This is a genomic window from Dehalobacter sp. TBBPA1 (genome assembly GCF_040931655.1).
Classification (GTDB): Bacteria; Bacillota; Desulfitobacteriia; order Desulfitobacteriales; family Syntrophobotulaceae; genus Dehalobacter; species Dehalobacter restrictus.
The window spans coordinates 278,311-300,000 of the sequence record NZ_CP162385.1 but is presented as its reverse complement, the minus strand read 5'-3'; the positions used below and the strand labels follow the sequence as shown (position 1 = coordinate 300,000).

Genomic DNA, 21,690 nt, shown 5'->3' with positions numbered 1-21,690 from the left:
TTCTTTTTTCTGAAACATTTTAATAAATTCGTCTTTTGCCTGATCAGCTTCGGCATCTCCATGATAAATTCGGACAATCTCCCATCCCAGACGCATTTTTAAGTCACGCGGATGAACGCTGCCGTCAGCAAGGCCCTTTTCGAGACGGCGAATTTCGTCAACAGGCACTTTTGTGACCAATTCGAAATAGCGAATCATCAATTCGTCCGGCAGAGACATCGTTTTTCCAAACATTTCTCTGGGGCTTTCATAGACTCCGATGTAATTACCAAGACTTTTACTCATTTTATGAACGCCGTCAAGTCCCTCAAGGATTGGCGTTGTTAAAGCAACCTGCGGTAATTGCCCATAATCTTTTTGCAGCGTACGGCCCATAAGTAAATTAAACTTCTGGTCTGTCCCTCCTAGTTCGACGTCACTTTGCAACGCTACCGAGTCATAGCCCTGCATCAATGGGTAAAAGAATTCATGAATGCTGATCGGCCGTTCCTCCTGATATCTCTTGGCAAAATCATCTCTTTCCAGCATTCTGGCAACCGTACAATTGGAAGCTAACTTAATGACCTCTTCAAAACTGAGCTTTGAAAGCCAGGTGGCATTAAACTCAATCCTTGTTTTAGCGGGATCGAGAATTTTAAATATCTGTTCTTTATAGGTTTCCGCATTCCGAAGCACTTCTTCTTGGGTCAATGCCTTTCTAGTTTCGGATTTTCCCGTAGGATCACCTATCCTGCCCGTAAAATCTCCGATGATGATCACTGCCTGATGCCCCAGATCCTGGAACTGTCTCATTTTCTGCAAAGGAACAGTATGTCCCAAATGAATATCTGGAGCCGTCGGGTCAAGCCCAAGCTTAACCGTCAGCGGCTTATTTGACAAAAGGGAATTCTTTATTTTTTCTTTCAGCTCATCCTCCGGCACAATCTCAGCAGCACCTGTTCTTAATATCTCCATTTGTCTTTGTACTTCTTTGTCTAAATTGATCAATTCAAAACATTCCTTCCATTCTTCGATATAACTTTAAGTACCTTGTCTTCCTTATAAAGGATAATAAAATTAATTTATCAAATACACCGCCAGAATAATAAAATTTGGAGCTGACATGGTGCTATATAAAGTTCTTTGCGCTTTAAGTATCTTATATTATAAAGAAATATAAATTTTATATCAACCTCTTACCAAATTGATACTGTTTTTACAGCCTTTAAAATATGATATAATGTTTTGAGCTTATTAATCTAAATGCTTATTAATAAGTCTTTATCTAGGAGGCAAAAAATGGCTAATAACAATGATTATCATAACCGTAACGCAGATCAGAAAAACAGGCGGGTTCACCCTGTCAAAAAGAAAAAAAAGTTTTTTAATACACCCTACTTCAGAATTCCTCTTCTTATCATCATTCTACTTATTGTGATTTTAGGTATTTACTTAATTGTTGCTGTTGCAAAAACCCCCAAATTAGATGTTGAGCTGCTGACAGGTCAGAAACAATCCTCTGTGGTCTATGACAATGAACAAAATTCGATTGCCCAGCTTCACTCCTCCGAAAACAGACTGCTGGTCGACTATGAAGACATTCCGGACACTGTGAAGGAAACGTTTATCGCGGTGGAAGATAAACGGTTTTATAAACATTTTGGGGCAGACCCGATCCGGATTATCAAATCGGCTTTTAATAATTTGAAAGCCGGCGAAGTCGTCGAAGGCGGCAGCACCATCACGATTCAGCTCGCCAAAAACGCTTTTATTGAAGATCCGACGGCGCAGAAGCTTTCGCGCAAGATCCAGGAAGCCGTTCTAGCTCTTCAGATTGAGCATGTGTACACCAAGAACGAAATTCTGACCTTTTACTTGAATCGGATTTACTTAGGGGAATCGTCTTTCGGAATCCGGACCGCTTCTTTGACTTATTTTAACAAAGAACTTAAGGATCTGAATCCGGCTGAAATCGCCATGCTGGCCGGCCTCCCTCAAGCTCCAAGCGGTTATGACCCATACTTTTATCCGGAAAAAGCCAAAGCAAGACGAACGATCGTCCTGGGTGTGATGAGAGACAATGGCATTATTACACAGGCTGATTATGACAAGTATGTCGATACACCTTTCACGTTTGTTGACCAGGTTAAATCCAAACAAAAGAATGTCCAAATGCCCGAAATTGCAACGCGCAACAAACAACACCCTTACTTTGTTGACTATGTAATTTCCGAGCTTCAGGCTAAATATGGCTTTACACCTGAACAGATCTATAGCGGTGGTTTAAAGATTTATACGACTGTAAATTCAAAAATCCAGACCAAAGCCGAGGAAGCTTTTGCAGACTCCAAGAATTTCCCTGCTAACAGTAAGGACGGGACTTCCGTTCAAGGTGCGATGACTGTACTAGAGCCCGATAGCGGGGCGATCGCAGCCATGGTAGGCGGCCGGGAATACACCCCGATGGGTTTGAACCGCGCTTACCAGTCCAAAAGACAGCCTGGATCGACTGCCAAGCCACTGGTTGTCTATGCGCCGGCACTTGAACACGGCGGTTATTATCCTGGAACAGTATTCGATGATATGCCCGTTAAATTTAATAACGGTGACGGCACTGTCTGGGCCCCGACGGATTATGACACAATTACTTCCGGTTGGCGGGGTTTGATCACGATGCGCGAAGCTGTTGAGGACTCTGTAAACGTTTACGCCGTAAAACTTTTAAGCTCTCTCGGGGTTGAAAACGGCTGGCAGTTCGCCAAGAATAATCTGGGGCTTTCCCTAACCAACAATGACAAAGTATTAAGTATGGCCCTCGGGACATTTGATATTTCCACCCTGCAGATGGCTTCAGCTTACGGAACATTTGCCAATAACGGTGTCAAAGCTGAACCTTACAGTGTTATTAAAGTTTTAGGCCCCGATGGTAAAACATTGGTCGAAAACACGCCTTCCGAGAAAAGAGTGATGAAAGAAACCACTGCCTATTTGATGAATGATCTCCTTAGGAGCGTTGTAACCTACGGAACAGGCACAAAGGCCCGGATTGGCAATTGGTATATCTGCGGTAAGACGGGTACAACATCCCTGGATCCTGCTAAATTTGGCAATAGGTCCGGTAATCCCGATGCCTGGTTTGCCGGCTATAGCCCAAAATACGCGGGGGTTGTCTGGATGGGGTATGATCAGACAGATACAAGCCATTACCTGTATAAGGTATATGGCGGCAGCTACCCGGCCAGCATCTGGAAACAGGTCATGACGGTTGCCCACGAAGGACTGGCAGTTCAGTCAAGTATCAGCCGTCCCGAAGGGCTTACAACCGTAAAATTCGATTCCAAATCAGGTCTTCTGCCAAGCAGTCTGACTCCTTCAGAATTTGTTAAATCAGAAATATGTGCGGCAGACAGTGTTCCAACAAAAGTTAGTGATGTTTGGGTCCAAGTGATGGTCGATGCTAATAACCCCAATCTTTTAGCCCCCGTAGGCAGCATGAATGCCGTATCGAGGCTTTGCCTGAACGTTCTGGGGCGGCCTAAAGATGTGACCTGGCCGTCGGACGAAGCCCCCTATAAGGCTCCGGACAAATACGTGAATGAAAGTGGCAGCTCTACCAGCGGTGAGACTCCACCGGCAGGAGATTCAAGTATTCCTCAGTTGTCTTTATCTTCTCCGTATTATGACGGATCGAGCACGCTTGTTCAGCTTCCGGTTTCCAACTATAACAGTAAAAAATATACTGTTAAGCTGTATATCAAGAAACCGGGACAATCCTATCTTGAAACGTATGTGCCAGAAGACGGAAACAAGAGGACGATTCAATACCGTTTAGATCTTTTCGGTGCCGGAGCAGTCTCCGGAACCTACACCTTCTGGGGTGTTCTGATGGACAATGACTCTTTTACAGAGGGTCCTCCGTCAAATCCCGTGACGTTGGAAATCAGTAATTAATAATCCTCTCAAAAAAACACTGCCGATGGTTTAGATAACCTCGGCAGTGTTTTTTTTGTGGCTAGTTTGGGTTACTTTAATTCAACGATCGTGACCCCGGAATCGCCTTCGCCAAACTCACCTAAGCGGTAAGCAGCAACATGGGGATGTCTCTTCAAGAACTGATGAATGCCTGCCCGCAGGGCGCCTGTCCCTTTGCCATGAATCACGCTGACCTGATTAATTCCTGTAATCACAGCATCATCCAGATATTTATCCAGCATCAGGATGCCTTCTTCGACCAGTTTTCCCCGGAGGTCGATTTCACTTCTGAGATTTACCGCTTTGCTCAGCCCGAAAGTACCTTGAATGGTTTTTGCAAAGTGTTCCGGTTTTCTTGTCTCATCGACCAACCGGATTTCAGACAGCGGAACGCTGACTTTCAAGATACCCGTCTGGACCAACACTTCATTGTTGTTATCCGGTTTTTGCAGGACCTGGCCTTTTTGTCTAAGATTTGGCATATAGACCGTTTGCCCCGGTTCTACTTGCCCGGGCTTCGGTCCGGATTTGTTTTTTCCGGTATACTCGGTTTCATACACCTTTTCAGAGAGTTTTTTCAGCCCCTGACGTGTTTTCTCCAGAGCCGCTTCCTGTTCACGCCGTTCTTTCTTTTGGGCTTCCTTGATTTCTTTGATGATACCTTCGGCTTCGAGTCTGGCCTGACGGACAACGTCGATAGCCTCTTCTTTGGCTTTGCGGATAATATCTTCGTATTTTTCTTCCAGTTCCAGATTCTTTTTCTTCAGCTCCGCGGCTTTATATTCAGCCTTCTTCTGCTCTTCTTCCACGCTCCGTTTTTTAAGTTCAATCTCTCTTTGCGTATCCTCGAGGTTTTCCAGGAGATCGCTCTCCTTCGTATCCCGCTCAGAGATAAAGGAGCGGGCTTTTTCCAGAATGCCACTGCCAAGTCCGAGCCGCTGGGCAATCGATAAGGCATTGCTGCGTCCGGGAATACCGATCAGCAGGCGGTAGGTGGGCTTGAGCGTTTCCGGATTAAACTCTACTGAAGCATTTTCTACCCGAGGTGTATTGTAGGCAAAGGTCTTTAACGCGCCGTAGTGCGTCGTAGCCACCCCGCAGCTCCCGCGCTCCAATAATTCCGCAAGAATCGCCATGGCCAGGGCTGCCCCTTCGCCCGGATCCGTCCCGGCTCCAAGTTCGTCCAGCAGAACCAGGGAACAGCTGTCGGCTTCCCGGGTAATATCAACAATATTGGTCATATGGGCGGAGAACGTACTCAAAGACTGTTCGACACTCTGCTCGTCACCGATATCGACAAAAATCCGGGTAAAGATCCCGAGCCGTGATTCACTTTCAGCCGGAATATGCAGCCCGGACTGCATCATCACCGCCATAAGGCCGATCGTCTTCAGCGTCACAGTCTTTCCTCCGGTGTTCGGGCCGGTAATGATCAGAAATTGATCATCTATCCCCAGTCCGACGGATATCGGTACAACAGGCCCGGTGAGCAGAGGATGTCTCGCGCCAATCAGCTTGACCTCCTGTTTATTCATTACAAGCGGTGACCCGGCTTCCATATCTTCACTTAGACGGGCTTTCGCCAGAATAAAATCCAGCTTAATCAAGGCTTCATTCAACAGCAGGATTTCCGGAATCCTGGCAGTAACTTTTGCTGTGAGCTGCTGAAGAATCTTTTGAACTTCCCTGTTCTCTATCAGGGTGATCTCCCTCAGTTCATTGCCGAGCTGGACCACTGCCATCGGTTCGATAAAAAGGGTCGCACCGCTGGCTGACTGATCATGGACAATTCCGGGAAAAGCTGAACTGTATTCCATTTTAATCGGAACCACATAGCGGTCCCCTCTGCTTGTAATGACATTGTCCTGAAGCATCTTTTGATAGCTCGGATTTCTTAGAATACCGTCAAGGCTTTCCTTGATCCGCTGCTGACTTATCCCTTTCGCTTTCCGCAGTCTGGCCAGCTCTTCGGAAGCCCGGTCATTGATATCCCCGTCCTCGGAGACACTGCGGGAGATATCATCTTCTATCTCTTTCTGAGGTACAATCCCATCGACCGTTTCTCTGAGGGCATATAATTCGCTGTACTGATCTTTTCCAGACTGACCGCCATCTATCAGCGTATTCTTTAGGCGGCGGGCAGTTTTCAACGTATCTCTGATTTCCAGTAATTCTTCCGGATTTAAGGTTCCTCCCCGGTCACATCTTTCCAGATAAGGACGAATTTCCCGCGCTCCCCTGACTGAAAACAAAGGGTTAATCCTAAGGAGAATTTTCCCTTCGTCCGTTTCGCGGAGCAACGCCCTTACGGTACGCAGGTCAGACTCCGGAGCAAGTGCTTCCGCTAATTCTTTCGCTCCGGGAAGCATACAATGATTCCTAAGCCGTTCTCTGACTGCGCCAAAATCCAGTTTTGCCAGGACTTTATCTGAAGCTATCAATTTATGTTAGCACCCCTCTATAAAAATGTCCTCTGGTAAAGCCATCGGGATAAAGCTCCTCCAAGCTTTTCATCGCTTCCTCGGTTTCCTCTTTGCCTATATTCTTGCCTCCAGCCGTTTCTTTCCAAAGCTGGTGAAATACTGTAACGGCACGTTCAGCCTGGGGCAGAGATGCCCGAAGCAGTTCCAGCCGGATATTTCTGATGCCCATATCGGCTATTTTAGACAGTTCGGTTACCAGATTCAAGGTTTTGGCATTGAAGACATGCATCCGGCACTCTTGATCCGCAGCCAGTGGGAAGTGATAAGCCATGCGGTCCTTCAGGTACAGGTCTCTGTTTTGACAGGCCTTTCCGCATTTGTTGCGGGCTCCGTCTTTCCCCTCCCCCAGCACAGCGCCGGGAAGACAGAATTCACTGACCATCATTTCCATATCGCCAAACACCAGCAACTCAATACCTTCGGATTTGCCCAGAACGGCAAGCTGTTCCTGACTTAATTCCATGGAAAGGGCTGCCTGCCTTCCGCCTGCCCTGTGAACCCATTCCAACGCCGCTTCGTTAAAACAATGCAGAAAATAATCCGTCTCCCAAGTCCACTCGGGATCAACGGTCTTCAGCATTTCGATTTCCGCCAGGCTCCCGGCCATGATCACCGGCCTTGACGACCAGCCTGCCACCTTTGTCAGATCCTTTAGCACCTGCTCACACTGGGTCTGATTCAGGATTCGCGGCAGTCTCCATAGCAACGCTCTTCCCCTGCTTTGACACGTATCGAGTGCCTTCTGCAGCTCTGCCGGGGTAAGGGGCGGTCTGGACCGCCAGTGTTCTCCGCCCAGAATGATTCTGTCCGCACCGGCCTTCAGCAACGGCGTAATCATGGAAGAATCCGTCACCGCGGCACTGAGCAAATGCTTGCCTGCTCCGGTTTTTCCCGATACGGTCCGGCCGGTTTTGAGCTGCTGATTCCAAGCGTGGGTCCGCTCCTGATACGCATTCAAGGTCAGCACCGGCTTGCTGTGAGACGGTTCCAAAAGCTTCTCCACCGCAGCACGCCGCAATTCATTCAACGCACTGACCGGTATCATCAGATCCCCTTCCAGTGCTGTCGTTAATTCTCCGAGATAAAACGGGGTATTCCCCAGACGCCCCAGCTGTTTTACCAAAACCTCCTGTGTCAGTGGCCGATTCTGTGCTTCCTGAGCCTCACACTGCGATTCCAGCGCAACGTGCTGCTGATCGTCCCAGACAGTTAGGCGCAGTTTTTGACCAACTTTTCCGGAAAGCTGCATCTTTAACGGCCGCTTGCGCATTTCCTTGCCTTCCTGGAAACTAAGCCGGGCCTGGGTAATCAGCTGCTCATCGTGGGTTTTGAATACCCGGTCCCCAATATTCGCAGCGCCTTCAAATTCGATGGTGACCGTATCTCCGGGTGCCGCGCATTCGACCGTTTTGCCTCCGGGTACCCCTATTTTCCCGACGCTGATCCCTTCGCGGCCTCTTTTTGTCCAGATTTCCAGGCCGTCTCCGAGTCCCAGCTCGCGGTCCAGCTTCAGTGTCAGACGGTTGTTTTTTAGATCCGTAATTCGGCCCAACATGGTACCGCGGTTGTTTGGGCGGCTGAAACTCATCATCTCCGCTCCCTGGTAACCCTGAAAGTATCCGGTTGTAAAATCCCGGTTAAAGATCTGAGTCAGCTCATATAGATCCCGGGCTGTGATTTCCTGCCCCTTTTGTTCCTGTAAAAAGTCCAAGGCTTTACGGTAGACCCGGATGACCGTTGCCACATATTCGGGCCTTTTCATCCGGCCTTCTATCTTCAGTGAGCGCACACCCATCCGCTGCAGCTCCCCGAGATTGTCCAACAATTTCAGATCACGCGGGCTTAGAAGGTGCTCCCCGGTCTTCCTTCCTTCCAGCAGATCCCTGCCTTTGCCGTCGACCAGACTGTAGGCCATCCTGCAAGGCTGCGCACACCTTCCGCGGTTGCCGCTCCGTCCCCCGATATAGCTCGACATCAGACACTGTCCGGAATAGCTGATACACAGTGCGCCATGTCCAAAAACCTCGACATCCAACTCCGTCGCCTGAACCATTTTTTCTATTTCCGGCGCCGAAGTCTCCCTGGCTAGAACAACCCTGGAAAAACCCATTTTTCCAAGTTGCTTCAGCCCGTAGATATTATTCTGAGTCATCTGCGTGCTGGCATGAAGCTTTATCTCCGGCAGAACTTTCCGGATAAAATTCGCAACCCCGATGTCCTGAACGATCAACGCGTCTGCGCCAAGTGAATAAAGCTGATAGACATAGTCCGCCAGCTCTGAGAATTCGCTGTCAGCCACAAGAATATTTAACGTCACATAGACCTTAACGCCGCGTTCGTGCGCGTACGTCACCGCCTTAGACAATTCCTCCGAATCAAAATTCGAGGCCGAAGCTCTGGCATTGAACATTTTGCCTCCGAGATAGACGGCATCGGCTCCGTTTTCCACCGCAGCCTTCAATGCCTCGTAACCTCCGGCCGGTGCAAGAAGTTCCATCTTTTTATTTGTATGCTGCCGCGCACTGCTGCCAAAATCTGAATGCATGATCGCGTTCTCCGTTCCTGTTTCGTCTTTTTCTGCTTTTCTTCTAATCATACCACACTATCATTTTGCGGCAAATTTTTTACACTCGCTCCTTTAATGTTTTGTCCATATATTCGTATAAAAAGGCGCTTTATCTTTATAGGAGAATATTCCCATCCCCAAAACTGTTGTAATAAAAACTTATCAACTGTATAATCTATATACGAACATGTGTTCTATCGCGTTGTGGGTGGGATCGTATGAAAGTTGTTATGAAACCCATAGAAGTATTAGCTTCCTTTAAACTTGATGGAGTGTCTACACCATTAAAGTTTAAAATTCAAGAACGAAACGATGCTCCTTCTATCATTGCCATTGAGCATGTCGCTTTTCGTTCAGAGGAAAAATCAGCCGGAAACAAGATGATCACGTTTCGGTGCCAGAGTACAATTAATGGTGTATTAAAGGTTTTTGAATTAAAATTTGAACCTAGTACTGGTAAATGGTTTTTATATAAGATTTAAGGTGGTTGTTGTGAGTAAACGCATTATTTTTCATATTGATGCTAACTCTGCCTATTTATCCTGGGAAGCTGTTCACCGTCTTCAACATGGAGATTCTCTAGATTTAAGAACCGTACCTTCAGTTGTTGGCGGTAATCAGGAGACAAGGCACGGGATTATCTTAGCTAAATCAATTCCAACAAAAAAATATGGCATCATTACAGGAGAATCTGTTTTTGCTGCAAAAATAAAATGTCCACAACTTATTGTTGTCCCGCCAAATTATTCTCTTTATATGCAATGCAGTACTGTTTTCGGAGATGTACTGCGTGAATACTCTCCTTTGATCGAGCAATACTCAATCGATGAATATTTTTTGGATTATACAGGAATGGAAAAGGTACTTGGTGATCCCGTTACTGCTGCTTATCGTCTTAAAGACCAAATTAAAGAACAACTGGGTTTTACAGTCAATATTGGTATTTCTTCAAATAAACTTCTGGCGAAAATGGGATCGGAACTAAAGAAGCCCGATAGGGTCCATACTCTTTTCCCCGAGGAAATGTCCACTAAAATGTGGCCGCTGCCTGTCGAGGAACTTTTCGGTGTTGGCCGAGCAACTGCTTCTAAACTTCGAGATAGAGGGATTCAGACAATTGGTGATTTGGCAAATGCCGAGCTACAGCGTTTGGAACTTTTTCTGAAAAGTTACGGACTCATGATTTGGAATTTTGCTAATGGCAGAGATGAATCATTCGTAAAAATAAATAGAAGACCCATTATTAAGGGCATTGGGAATTCGACCACGATTCCTTTTGATGTAGATGATACAAGAACAGCGCATCTGGTTTTACTCTCTTTGGTTGAAAGTGTTGCAACTAGGCTACGTCAGGCAGAATATTTAACCCAACTTGTATCTGTTTCTATCAGGACGAACGAATTGTATTGCTATTCGCATCAGAGAAAATTCTTTGCTCCTACAGATTGTACAAATACCATACATGAAATTGCCTGTGAACTTTTCGATGAGATATGGAAAAAAGAACCTATAAGGCATCTTGGAGTAAGGGTTTCTGAATTATGTATAAATCGTTTTATTCAGCCAAGCTTATTCGAACGAGACATAGAAAAACAGCGTGCAATGGATCACGCTGTCGATGAAATTCGTAATAGATTTGGTCTAAAATCAGTTTTCCGAGCATCCTTCCTACATAGTGGACTGGGTTCAATTGCGGGTGGTACTGTTTCTGACGAAGAATATCCCATGATGTCTAGCTTATTATAATTTCTAATTAATTAAAATATTGCAAAATCTTGTTCTCCACGCCCCGGCGGGTCCTTTTTATTCTACAGAGTAAGCTCCCTAGCAAAGAACCAAACCATTAAGGAATACACTGCCGCCCTTCACTCAATAAATGAAGTTTTACAAACTAAACAAATATGTTTATGTACACAGACAAAATTACCACATTCTTTGCAACTCCATCTAATCTCCTCATGCTGTAAAAATGAATCCAGATTATATTGCTTAATGTGCTCAAGATTTTCAATCATGCTCATGTGATATTTACTTCGATACCGCTTATCCAACTGTTTTAGTCTTATGCAAGGGAATTTGTCGCATTCAAAGCAAAACCCGGATTTATTACTTTGAATTACAGAACAATTTTTGATTATGCAACTGGTGCTATTTTTTGTTTTATACCTTATATCGTCCTCATTTCGGCATCCCTTGCAATGATTTTTCTCCCTTTGATTTGCCATACAAAGTCTGCAATTCATCCCGCAAGGAGCAATCAACTCTTCTCTCATTTTGTTCATCTTATACAGTACCTCATCAGTGATTTAACTGTCGCACGAGATCTGATTACCACAAAGAAATACTTTAAGTCCATTTCATCCGAGCCAGGACGGCACGGCCTTTGCACGATATGTCGTCGTAAAACGTTCAGCCATTTCCGATGCGTCTTATTTCGATTGCTAGCCGTTCTTTTTCAATAAAGGCAGTTAATTTAAGAGCCAATCATGCTTTCCTATTACTTCTCTTAGAATCTATTATGTGATAGAACGTTAATATTGGGTGCTTAAACAGCATCCTTGGCCCAGAATACCTCATAACTTTCTTTATTTCTACTCTCATTTCTAGTTTATAACAATGTATTTTACATCTTGCACAGACTGGTTTGTTCTCACCAAACATGCATTGTTCTATTTTTTTGCTTGAATATTTATATAATCTCTCACAGTCTTCACACCTTCTATTTTGTGGGGTATGGGTTTTCTTGCAATAAATATTAATCATTTTCTCAACCGTTACCCGTTCTCTTCTTCGCCTTTTGCTATCTGTACTCATTTTTTCTGTCCTTATAATTAATTTTATATAACGAACGTCCAAACTCCAATAATAACCTCAATTAGTCCAAATGATCTATAAATTTACCATTGATAACATTTATTCTTCATTATATTTACAAATTCCTCCCCATTATTTTACTTAATTGGAGTTGGCTTTAGCGGAATTGGCCAAATGTCCTGAGCCGAAGCGGCCAAGCCCTCACCACCCCAAGCCCATCTGCATATGCTGTAATTAGACTCATAATGAAAGGGCGGGCGGAATGGATAACTCGACCGGCGAACGCACGCCGCTTGTCATAGCGGCTGAAATAAATATGATAACCTGCCAAACCAAAAAAATCCTGCTTGCCGGCGCCATTGAAATCGGGTGTCGTTTGCAGGAAGCCAAGGCTCTGGTCAAACACGGGGAATGGGGTAAGTGGCTAGAGTCTGTGAGCTATTCCCAGAAAACTGCCGAAAGACTGATAAAGCTCTACCAAGAGTACGGGCCAAACTTCTCTGACGGATTGGACACGTCAAAATCGACATCAATGTCGAATATGACTTACACCCAGGCCCTCCTCCTTCTGGGTTTACCGGCAGAGGAGCGGGAGGAATTCATCGAGCAGAATGATGTCGGCGGTATGACCACCAAGAAGCTGCAGCAGGCTCTTCAGGAGAATCAAGCACTTAAAAAAGGGCTGGAGACGATCGACAGCACCATCTCCGAATTAAAGAATGAGCAGGCTAAGGCTGCATCAATGCCAACGAATCCGGAGAATGTCAAAGCAGAAGCCCCCTCTGCCGGTCAACCCGCCCTGCCGACCCACAACCTTAAAACCGAATATGACCCGGACGCTCACATCAAGTATGTAGAAAAATGCGACACTTGCTGCAAAACGATCGCCGATACCTTCTTCAATCTGACGACAGCGCTCACCAATCTGGCGCATATCGATCCGAACCTGAAAGAAGAAAAAAGAAAAGAAGCCAACCGGCTGATTGAATACATGGCAGAGACGATTAAAGAGTGGCCGCCCCCCAAGAAGCCGCTTAGATTTAATTCCTGATTTTTTTTGGGAACCTTTGGACAAGCCAAGCATAGTATGTACAAGACAGCCGTAAGCTGTCCAATAAAAGGGAAAGGAGATGATTGGAATGGCCGTTGTTTCAGCGCCATCCGGCGCCGCTCTGGTATTGGTTTATCAGACCGGAGTCAGCACCTCCGGTGCTCCGATAACCAAACAGCGAACCCTTAACAATATTGTTTACAATGCTTCGAATCAAGCTGTCTATGAGGCGGCTCACGCCATCTTCGGTCTGTCGGAATATACGCTGCTTGACGTTTACTTCAGAAGAACGGATGAATTGACAAACGAAGCGTAAAGCGGAGGGCAATTTCAGGCGTCAAGGAGGTGATTCAATTGGCTGTGACCACCAACCGAACAGCAAGATTAACTTTCGCTACCACCGGAGGGAACACGTTTTCCCTAACGGTTCCCCAACCGCGAGAGGATATCCTGCTGACTGAAGCCATGGACGTTATGAACTCGCTTATAGCAAGCGGGATATTCCTCACGACAAACGGTGCCCTTACAGGGGTAAAGGATATAAAGGTCATTGAAACCACGACCAATGACCTTTATGATCCTCCACAAGTGTAAGCGGGCAGTACGCATAAAAGATTAAGAGAGGGGGCGGGCTGACGGCAATCAGGATTTGCCGGCGGCCTCGCCCCCTCTCATCTTTTGCCTGATCACTGTTCATATTATTATATGAACCTTAGCTAAGTTTGAACTATAAAAAATTCAAAAAATAGTACATGTCATTGATTACCTTGTATTTTTGGCCAGAGCTTTGTCTAATATAGCATCAATACGCTCCTGAGTACCGGGCTTGCATAATACTTGTAAAGGCTGTACCTGCATGAATTGATCATGATCATCGGCAGATGTCACAAACACGATGCTGCATGTTGACATGGAATCGAATTGCCGTACTTGTTTGGCGGTTTCAAGACCGGTCAGCTTTTTCATACTATTATCAAGAAAAAGAAGGTCAAAAATCATCCCAAGCTTATTAAGTTCTTCAAGAAGCTCTTCACCACTGCCAAATTGGTAAATATCAAATGAAACCCCCTTTTCTTTTTCATATAAATGAATGAATGCCTCCAATAACTGGCGACACAACGGCCTGTCATCGCAAATGCCGATAGTAAGCAATACTCATCTCCTCCACGTATTCCTCCACAATCACATAAGTGGCTTTCGTTGAATAATTTTAGGACAAATAGTCCAATATGTCAATAGGACTTATCGTCCTAATATATACTTGCCTTGGTGATGATAATGCGCTTAAAAATACGTGATGTTCGTGAAGATCATGATCTAACCCAACAACAAATTGCAGAATACCTGATGTGTGATCAATCTTTATACTCCAAATATGAGCGAGGGGAACGTGATGTTCCACTGAACATCATGATTAAACTCGCACAGTTTTATAAAACCAGCGTTGACTATCTGGTCGGGCTTACAGAAAATAAACAACCTTATCGCTGAGCTGATAAAGATTGATTACAATCATTCTATTCCCAGCATCTATTGACCATTTCATAAAAGTGGGCAGTTGATGAAAACTATAGTTTCAAAAAAGTGCGAACAGCACTTTTTTTATTAGAAAGTATAAATCCTTTCTGATATATAAGTAGCCTTTTCCAGCAAAGGGCTGCTTTGTTATTTTTAGAATAAATTTCCACATATTTTAATTTTTTAGAAGGATAGCAGTGAAATTTCACGAATATCAAATTAAAAAGTAACCGGATTGATTCTTTCCTGATCGAACAGGTTATAGCTGCGGAAGCCCATCAGTAAAAAGCTGTTACCAAATTAAGTGCATTCTGACAAACCAGATCAGTTTATCGAAGGAAGACTTGATGAAAGAAGTTTATAAGCTGTTTGGATTTGTCGGGGGGCTGAAATGGAAGAACTAATTTCAAATATAGTAAGTATTCCCGAACCTAGTTCGGAAATACCACCGAAAAAGAGGTATATACGAACTTAGTTCGGAAATACCGTAGTTATATAAAATCGCGCGCGAGGCCGCCGCGTCCTGCGGCGGGAAATTTTAATTGGGGAGATGTTTTAATGAAGTGTAAAGCTGGAAAAAATTGGGGCAAAAACACTTACAAATGTTGCAGGTGCGGAACGATTGTAATACTTAATACTAACGATGAAATCTTACAATGTTGTTCTTGTGGAAACGATGAGTTCGACGCCCCTATTAAATTCGAGAGAAGTCAGATGGGGTTTAAAGAGAAACTAGACGAAATTGTCCGTATACTTGAAGTAAACATATTTCTCTGTGAAGGATTAAAAATTGAAGCATTCTATAATGTTATTGCTGTTCAGCTAAGAATTCTTTTGTGTGATATTAATCCCGTTATTAGTTCAGTTATTCAAAATCCAATGTTCCATCCACATACTGGTAAAGTATTTGAGGGTACAGATGACTTCAAATCAATATTAAGCGAAAACCTATTTGACAAATCTAAGGAAACTATACCTTTAGACGATTGGTTAACTCAAGAAATAGTTTGGAGCCGACAATGGGATTCTATGAATGTCAAAGAGGTTATTAATGCCTGGGCAAATAAGAACGGTGGGGCTCATGTAGATCCGGTTATTCCTGAAAAAGCTATGTTTGCAATCGCTGTATCAGGTAAGGACTATTTATTAGCTATTGGGCGTTATGTCATTGAATTATTAGGATACGATTTGAACAATGATCTTGTTGAAATTGTATTTAAGCCTTATGGTAAAATGCTTAATTCTTAAATACAAGGGGCCGCCGCGTCCTGCGGCGGATATTTTATTAGTAGTGGATTGTCTTGTATCTGGAGGTAATCAATGGAATTTATGTTTAATCCAAAAGATTTTATTAACTCACCATATGGGGATTGCCCTTTTTGTAAAGACAAGAACTCATTTGGTGTTCTTATGATTCACACAAATTCTTATACTAGAAGATGTAAAACATGTATGAAATCACAAAGCTACAGATTACCCAATATAAGAAAGACAATTATTTATCTTGATCAATTTGTCATAAGTAACATGATGAAAGTTATTAATCCGAAGTGGAAGGACAAGGGAATTGTAACACAATCATTTTGGAGAGAAATGTTTGAGAAGCTTGATATTCTATCTAAATATCAGTTGATTATATGTCCAGATTCAATAACACATTTTGATGAGTCAGTAGTATCAAGCAATTATAAGCAATTGAAGAGGATGTATGAATTGCTTTCATATGGTATCACCTTTGAAGAATTTTCTACTTTAGAAAGATTTATAACTTGTGAATATGCTCGGAAGTGGGTTAGAAATGAAGTTATCGAAAATGATTCACTCTTAGACTTAAAATCCGTAATACGCGGAGATTTTAACAAATGGCAGGATAGATTTATTATTTCTGTTGATCTCGGTAATAATGATTTGATTATTGACGAAATTGAAACTCATAATGAAAGGTGCCGTGATGACATAACTAATTTGTTTGAAGCATGGCGTAGTTCAGATAATTTCAATTTTAATGAGCATTATTTATATGAGCTTGATCAGAGTGGAAAAATGATTGTAAAGATATATATGGAATACTTACAACAATGCGACAGAATTTTTAAAGGGGACACCTCAGTGAATCCAGAAATACTAATGGGAAATAACATATCTATTTTGGTACATTCTGTTAAGAGCTCATTGGTATCTGAAGGAATTCAAAGCGAAAATTCGTTAGAAAAAACTTTTGAATTCTTTCTTTCTGACCATTATAAAAAATTGCCACCATTAAGAATATCATCTTTAATGTGGACAGCATTAGCAAGAAGAGCAGCTGTAGTAAAACAAAAAAGGATTCCAAAAGGAAGCATTTTTAACGATATAAAAACAATATCAAATATTTTCTCCTACTGTGATGCTATATTTATAGATAAGGAATGTGCAAGCTTATTAGAAGAGGTTAAGAGTGAAATCGGATATAATGATACAAGAATTTTTAGTATGAATACATTAGATGAATTTTTTCTCTATTTAGATAATATAAAGGAAAATATGTCTAAGGAGCATGAGAATCAGGTTTACGAAGTATACGGAAAAGATAGGATAAAACCTTATACAGAGATGTATTTGTAATATCCATAGATTAACGAAAAACGCAGCTCTGTGACAGTTATAATGTAGGGGCCGACGTCCTGTCGGCCTCTGAGTCTGGGGGCGCGCGACTTTACATAACAGAGTATTGCCGAAACTTTGTAAAGATGAATGTGGTTGTGACGCTTCGGCAATTCTCAGGACGTTATATGAAATCGCTAAGCATTTTTATTGGAGGAGATATAATTGAGTTCAGATGGAAACCATATTAATTCCGAAACAGAAAATGTAAGATTTCTTGCGTTCTTTGATATATTAGGCTTTAGAAACTTAGTAAATAATCATAATTTAAGCGATATAACAAGCTTAATGAATGATGTCTTTCGGTCTGTACTAAGGTTTTCTAATTCTGTTTATGATGAAGATGGTGTTGCACTTTCTGAACAGATGGTAAGTTTCTTACAATTTTCCGATTCCATTGTTTTTTATACCACAGGAACGAAGAAGGAAGAGTTTAGTAGGTTAGTTCATGTCTGTAAGGTTTTCGTATATTCTTGTTTTGTTGCAGGTATACCAATCAGAGGTAGTATTTCAAAAGGTGAATTTTATGTAGATAACGATTTATTCTTTGGGAAGGCATTAATAGAAGCATATGAAAATGGAGAGAGGCAACAGTGGGTTGGTGCGTTCATCAACAATAGCTGTGTTAAGTATATTCAAGAGTACTATTCAGATGCCTTAGATTTTCTTCAGAAGAAAGGGTATCTTGTTAGGGGAGATATACCAATAAAAGTTGGTGTTATTCAAGATCAATATATTATTAATTGGGCTAACGAGGATTTTCTTGATGTACTTAAAACTCCAGCAAGAATCAGAGTATTTTTTATGAGTATGGATGTTTATAAATGGATGGATAAAACCGGTCCACTAGATCCAGCCACAATTGTTGATCTTAGTCAGTTTCCAGTTGACGAAAGCGTTGAGAGAAAAATCTCAAATACTATTGCCTTTTGGGAGGAAGCAAGAAACTTGAATTCAGAAAAGATTCTCAAGTTTAAAACAAAGGCTGATTAAGTTATAATTTTCCGCGACTTCATATAACACTTTACATAGATGCATGTGGTTAGGACGCTGCGGGAACCGCTAAACGTTAAATGAAATTGGTCGCAAAGACCGCGCCGTCCTGGCGCGGATAGAAAAAATATTTGTATTTTTCTTTCTATGAGGTGTTAAAGTTGACAGATAACAACTATTTACTTGCAAAGTTTGGTGAACGAGAATATTTAGAAATGTTATCTAATGGTTATATTTACTTTAATCCAATTTCAAAATATCGTAATGATACAACTGTATTTCGTGGTGATAATAAAGAGGGGTTAGTTCCAATTGATCCGTCAGAATTGAAAATGTTTGATAAATCAGGTCAAGATATTTTCAATTTTATACCTAGACCTACAACTGTAATGCAATCAATAGTTGGTGATGATTCGATTTTAACATTTTGTGCCTCAATAATTACAGAAAACATATTATATTACAATAATCAAAATTATGTTTTCACTGAAGATTATAAATCAGCAATAAAGGAATTTGGAGAATATGTACTTTTATTCAGTTGTGAAGAACTTTTAACGTTGCTACGTAATGCTCAAATAAATGCATATCCCAAATTTGGTTTTACGAGTGGGCCGATAATTTATCGCGATCTAAATGATTTTACAGATGCTGGTAGCTATCGAAATGCTTATAACATTAAGGGTAGTGTATATGATCCATATTTTGTTAAGAGCAGCAAATACAAAAATCAAAACGAGTGGAGACTAATTGTGGACGGTTCTAACGAATCCCTCCCAACTAATGATGATGGTTCTTATATCATAAAGATTGATAATATGAAGTGGGCTAACTTATGTGATACAAATACATTTCTTAATACTTTTTCTATGTCCGTTTAAGTTTATTTATAATAATTTTACGGGGCCGACGTCCTGTCGGCTTCTGACACTGGGGGCGACCAACTTCATTTAACAGAGAATTGCCTACACTTTGAATATATGAATGTGATAGGGGCGCGTCGGCGATTCTCGGGACGTTAAGTGAAATTGGTCGCAAAGCCGCGTCGTCTGGAGCGGTTAATTTTATATCTTAAGTTTCAATAAAGATCAATCTATGGTAAATTATGTATAGACATAGCAATTTAGGTAACAAATAACATTTTTCTGTTAGTTTAGGTATACAGACCTAGCCATATTGTGTAATTGATACTGAATTATTAAGGAGGGTTTAATTTGAGATATAAAAAATTTTGTATTAGAAATTACAAGGCAATAGAAGATTTGGCGATTAACCTCAACAGAAATGTAATTCCTTTAATTGGTGTAAATGAATCTGGAAAAACATCTATATTACAAGCTATACTTGCTTTTGACAAAGATAAAGATAATATTTTAGGCGGTGGACATGCTAACCCAAAAAACAAGTATAAAACTACCCAAGCTTCATGCCAATTAATAGCTAGCATAGAGATAGAGAATGAAGATGAATTTCGAAGTATTGGGGAAGAGATACGTTTAAGAATGGATAACCCTCTTTATGATTGGTTGAAGTCAGCTTTTGTTGATAAACGAGAAATATCGATTATGCGAAACTATGGGGATGGTGCTTTACAGAGAAATTATTCTTTAGTTAATGAGAGTGATGACATTATCTCAAATCCTAAGGCAAGTTCACTTATTACCGCATTAGTGAAAAGATTACCTAACATTCTTTACTTTGATGATTTTAGTGATAGGGTACCTGAAGTAGTCTCCTTTCCAGAAAACTATGTAAACGATGGCGCATTGAGTCGAGGTAAGGATCGTGAATGGCAAGAAATAATTGTTGAGATATTCTCTAGGGCTTTACAAGAGGAGTTTTCGCTTACTAAGTTTTTAAAACTTACAGATGATGATGACCAAGATAATTACTTGAGCGATGTTACAAATACTCTTAATCGTGAAATAATTGAAGAGTGGCAAAAATTGAAGACTGCATTTTCTCAATTCTCTGATGATAGTGACAAACTGGAACTGAGTATTAAATATATACCTTCAAATAAACCGACGTTCAAGTTTAAAGTAATTGATAGTGAAAACTCAGGAAACGATAGGATGTTCGATGTTAGTCAAAGAAGTAAAGGTTTCCAATGGTTTTTTAATTTTATAATGAAATTAAAATTTAACCCAAAATACAAGTTGAATCCGGAAAATGCCATTTATTTGCTTGATGAGCCTGGATCTTACTTGCACTCATCAGCTCAAACAGAACTTCTCAAAAAACTATGTAATATTGCTGAAAATAATACTATTATTTATTGTACTCACTCACAATATTTGCTTGATCCAGACATTATTAATATTGGCGGAATAAAAATCGTGTCTAAAGCTGATAGTCATATTAGTTTAGTTGATTACGGTAATAGTAGTTTAACAAGAAGTTTGGGAGCTTTCTCAGCCCTAAATGATGCATTGCATTTAAAATTTGGCTTCCATGAAAATATATTAAAACAATGTGTTTTAGTTGAGGGAATTGTAGATTATTATTTCTATAAAATGTTTTTCAATTTTAATAATATCAATATTATTCCAGGTGCTGGGTGCGGACATTTACGTGAATTAATATCTATTATGATTTCTTGCAGTGAAAAATTTTTAGTTGTATTAGACTATGACAATGAGGGCAGAGCATCTTATAACAGTTATTCACATTTCTTTAAAGAGAGTTTTACAAACAGAGCATATCAATATGAGGGAGTCCGTAATAATACAGACTTCATGCTTGAAAATATATTATCAACCGATGATATCGAAAAGATTAAATTTGCAATGAATTGCGAAGATATTAAAAATGCAATAGTTGCTTTATATTTTAAGGATGAAGAAACTAAAAGTAACGTGGTTAATGGAATTGATAAAGATACAAGTCGTAATATAAATATTATACAAAGAAAAATAGACGAGTTTTTTAAGTAATTAAAGGGTCCGCCATCCTTGGCGACCTCTGAGTAACAGGGCGCCCAACTTCACTTAACAAGGTGTTACCGTAACTTTGCCAATATGAAAGTAATATGACGCTACGGTAACACCCTACCGTTCTACGACAGACCATGCGGAACCGGGCATCCTTGCCCGGTTCTGAAAAGTTTTGTGTGTGCTTGAATTAATGCACATCTGTAGGATATCAAGGACAAGGAGGATATATTGATGTTCCAAAAACAAACAAAAGCACTCATTTCTATAGTTACCTTGTTTTTGGGTGGCGTTCTATTTGTATATGTAGGATTTTTTAGAGGTCGTGATATAGCAATAAGTGTATCAAGACCAGAGGGTACAAATGGATGGACAACATCCCAAGAATTAATTTCAAGTTGTATATATTTTCCGATAATAATAGGAGTGTCCTTAATTTTACTATCAATAGTCTTTTCTTCTGTATTATTTATCCACTGGATTAATAAATCTAATTAATTCGATTCTTAGTTTGTACACCATGTTGTACAAAGGGTACATTAGGTTTCTTACTTATATATAGCTTCAATTATAAAAAATCAAATAAAAAATATACAAATTGTTACTTTGTATATTTTCTAGAAATCAAAGGGACTCCCATCCATGGTCGTCTCTGAATCTTGGACATAGTCCGTCGAACAGCTTATTACCAAAGCTTGAAAAAGATGCATGCCGTTGGGGCGCGTCGGCAATACGAGA

General features: G+C 41.4%; 19 protein-coding genes (1 of these 19 only partly in view). 13 read left to right on the top strand and 6 right to left on the bottom strand.

Annotated elements, in window-relative coordinates:
* A protein-coding gene (tyrS, locus tag AB3489_RS01475; protein ID WP_368293704.1) for a tyrosine--tRNA ligase crosses the window boundary here: on the bottom strand, positions 1-987 show its 5' portion. Its footprint begins 249 nt before the window's first position; only the first 987 of its 1,236 coding nucleotides appear in the window; it begins with the start codon at positions 985-987; the stop codon falls past the left edge of the window.
* A 291-nt stretch (positions 988-1,278) separates the two neighbouring features.
* On the opposite strand from tyrS, the gene AB3489_RS01470 reads away from it, so the two are divergent.
* Complete coding sequence (locus AB3489_RS01470) at positions 1,279-3,930, top strand: transglycosylase domain-containing protein (RefSeq protein WP_368293703.1); 2,652 nt, start codon at positions 1,279-1,281, stop codon at positions 3,928-3,930.
* A gap of 71 nt (positions 3,931-4,001) precedes the next feature.
* On the opposite strand, the gene AB3489_RS01465 is transcribed toward AB3489_RS01470, so the two are convergent.
* Complete coding sequence (locus tag AB3489_RS01465; protein ID WP_368293701.1) at positions 4,002-6,392, bottom strand: endonuclease MutS2; 2,391 nt, start codon at positions 6,390-6,392, stop codon at positions 4,002-4,004.
* A gap of 1 nt (position 6,393) precedes the next feature.
* Positions 6,394-8,979: a DUF3656 domain-containing protein gene (locus tag AB3489_RS01460; RefSeq protein WP_368294556.1), complete on the bottom strand. Its 2,586-nt coding sequence runs from the start codon at positions 8,977-8,979 to the stop codon at positions 6,394-6,396.
* 239 nt (positions 8,980-9,218) lie between these two features.
* Between AB3489_RS01460 and AB3489_RS01455 the strand changes: the two genes are divergently transcribed.
* Positions 9,219-9,482, top strand: coding sequence for a hypothetical protein (locus tag AB3489_RS01455; protein ID WP_368293700.1), 264 nt, complete (start codon positions 9,219-9,221; stop codon positions 9,480-9,482).
* Positions 9,483-9,492: 10 nt separating this feature from the next.
* Positions 9,493-10,746: a DNA polymerase IV gene (locus AB3489_RS01450; protein ID WP_368293699.1), complete on the top strand. Its 1,254-nt coding sequence runs from the start codon at positions 9,493-9,495 to the stop codon at positions 10,744-10,746.
* A 119-nt stretch (positions 10,747-10,865) separates the two neighbouring features.
* Here the strand turns inward: AB3489_RS01450 and AB3489_RS01445 are convergent, their stop codons facing one another.
* Both AB3489_RS01445 and AB3489_RS01440 read right to left on the bottom strand, forming a co-directional pair.
* Positions 10,866-11,273 carry a DUF3795 domain-containing protein gene (locus AB3489_RS01445; protein WP_368294555.1) on the bottom strand — a complete coding sequence of 136 codons (408 nt, stop codon included), beginning with the start codon at positions 11,271-11,273 and terminating at the stop codon, positions 10,866-10,868.
* Between the two features lie 211 nt (positions 11,274-11,484).
* Positions 11,485-11,814, bottom strand: coding sequence for a nitrous oxide-stimulated promoter family protein (locus AB3489_RS01440; protein ID WP_083221911.1), 330 nt, complete (start codon positions 11,812-11,814; stop codon positions 11,485-11,487).
* Positions 11,815-12,076: 262 nt separating this feature from the next.
* Here AB3489_RS01440 and AB3489_RS01435 point away from each other — a divergent pair, with 262 nt between their 5' ends.
* From AB3489_RS01435 to AB3489_RS01425, 3 genes are all read left to right on the top strand, one after another.
* Positions 12,077-12,865 (top strand): DUF3102 domain-containing protein, encoded by a 789-nt coding sequence (locus AB3489_RS01435; RefSeq protein ID WP_368293698.1) that lies wholly within the window; start codon positions 12,077-12,079, stop codon positions 12,863-12,865.
* 88 nt (positions 12,866-12,953) lie between these two features.
* On the top strand, positions 12,954-13,181 hold the full coding sequence (locus tag AB3489_RS01430; RefSeq protein ID WP_019226592.1) for a DUF1659 domain-containing protein: 228 nt from the start codon (positions 12,954-12,956) through the stop codon (positions 13,179-13,181).
* Between the two features lie 38 nt (positions 13,182-13,219).
* Entirely contained in the window at positions 13,220-13,459 is a 240-nt protein-coding gene (locus AB3489_RS01425; protein WP_119775784.1) for a DUF2922 domain-containing protein, read from the top strand.
* A 168-nt stretch (positions 13,460-13,627) separates the two neighbouring features.
* On the opposite strand, the gene AB3489_RS01420 is transcribed toward AB3489_RS01425, so the two are convergent.
* Positions 13,628-14,017, bottom strand: a complete 390-nt coding sequence (locus AB3489_RS01420; protein ID WP_368293697.1) for a LytR/AlgR family response regulator transcription factor — start codon at positions 14,015-14,017, stop codon at positions 13,628-13,630.
* Positions 14,018-14,143: 126 nt separating this feature from the next.
* On the opposite strand from AB3489_RS01420, the gene AB3489_RS01415 reads away from it, so the two are divergent.
* From AB3489_RS01415 to AB3489_RS01385, 7 genes are all read left to right on the top strand, one after another.
* A complete protein-coding gene (locus AB3489_RS01415; RefSeq protein WP_015044008.1) occupies positions 14,144-14,356 on the top strand; it encodes a helix-turn-helix domain-containing protein in 213 nt (70 codons plus the stop codon).
* Between the two features lie 585 nt (positions 14,357-14,941).
* Positions 14,942-15,631, top strand: a complete 690-nt coding sequence (locus AB3489_RS01410) for a hypothetical protein (RefSeq protein ID WP_368293696.1) — start codon at positions 14,942-14,944, stop codon at positions 15,629-15,631.
* A 72-nt stretch (positions 15,632-15,703) separates the two neighbouring features.
* Entirely contained in the window at positions 15,704-16,987 is a 1,284-nt protein-coding gene (locus tag AB3489_RS01405) for a hypothetical protein (protein ID WP_368293695.1), read from the top strand.
* 204 nt (positions 16,988-17,191) lie between these two features.
* Positions 17,192-18,019, top strand: a complete 828-nt coding sequence (locus AB3489_RS01400) for a hypothetical protein (RefSeq protein ID WP_368293694.1) — start codon at positions 17,192-17,194, stop codon at positions 18,017-18,019.
* 161 nt (positions 18,020-18,180) lie between these two features.
* Positions 18,181-18,900 (top strand): hypothetical protein, encoded by a 720-nt coding sequence (locus AB3489_RS01395; RefSeq protein WP_368293693.1) that lies wholly within the window; start codon positions 18,181-18,183, stop codon positions 18,898-18,900.
* A 333-nt stretch (positions 18,901-19,233) separates the two neighbouring features.
* The gene (locus tag AB3489_RS01390) at positions 19,234-20,955 is read left to right on the top strand and encodes an AAA family ATPase (protein ID WP_368293692.1); all 1,722 of its coding nucleotides are present in this window, start codon (positions 19,234-19,236) and stop codon (positions 20,953-20,955) included.
* Between the two features lie 231 nt (positions 20,956-21,186).
* Positions 21,187-21,450: a hypothetical protein gene (locus tag AB3489_RS01385; RefSeq protein ID WP_368293691.1), complete on the top strand. Its 264-nt coding sequence runs from the start codon at positions 21,187-21,189 to the stop codon at positions 21,448-21,450.
* Positions 21,451-21,690: the final 240 nt, after the last annotated feature.

What these genes read in the sequence shown, in the direction of transcription:
- AB3489_RS01470 (WP_368293703.1), top strand. Translation starts at nt 1,279, where the DNA reads ATGGCTAATAACAATGATTATCATAACCGTAACGCAGATCAGAAAAAC.
- AB3489_RS01460 (WP_368294556.1), bottom strand. Translation starts at nt 8,979, where the DNA reads ATGCATTCAGATTTTGGCAGCAGTGCGCGGCAGCATACAAATAAAAAG.
- AB3489_RS01455 (WP_368293700.1), top strand. Translation starts at nt 9,219, where the DNA reads ATGAAAGTTGTTATGAAACCCATAGAAGTATTAGCTTCCTTTAAACTT.
- AB3489_RS01445 (WP_368294555.1), bottom strand. Translation starts at nt 11,273, where the DNA reads ATGAGAGAAGAGTTGATTGCTCCTTGCGGGATGAATTGCAGACTTTGT.
- AB3489_RS01440 (WP_083221911.1), bottom strand. Translation starts at nt 11,814, where the DNA reads ATGAGTACAGATAGCAAAAGGCGAAGAAGAGAACGGGTAACGGTTGAG.
- AB3489_RS01435 (WP_368293698.1), top strand. Translation starts at nt 12,077, where the DNA reads ATGGATAACTCGACCGGCGAACGCACGCCGCTTGTCATAGCGGCTGAA.
- AB3489_RS01430 (WP_019226592.1), top strand. Translation starts at nt 12,954, where the DNA reads ATGGCCGTTGTTTCAGCGCCATCCGGCGCCGCTCTGGTATTGGTTTAT.
- AB3489_RS01415 (WP_015044008.1), top strand. Translation starts at nt 14,144, where the DNA reads ATGCGCTTAAAAATACGTGATGTTCGTGAAGATCATGATCTAACCCAA.
- AB3489_RS01410 (WP_368293696.1), top strand. Translation starts at nt 14,942, where the DNA reads ATGAAGTGTAAAGCTGGAAAAAATTGGGGCAAAAACACTTACAAATGT.
- AB3489_RS01405 (WP_368293695.1), top strand. Translation starts at nt 15,704, where the DNA reads ATGGAATTTATGTTTAATCCAAAAGATTTTATTAACTCACCATATGGG.
- AB3489_RS01385 (WP_368293691.1), top strand. Translation starts at nt 21,187, where the DNA reads ATGTTCCAAAAACAAACAAAAGCACTCATTTCTATAGTTACCTTGTTT.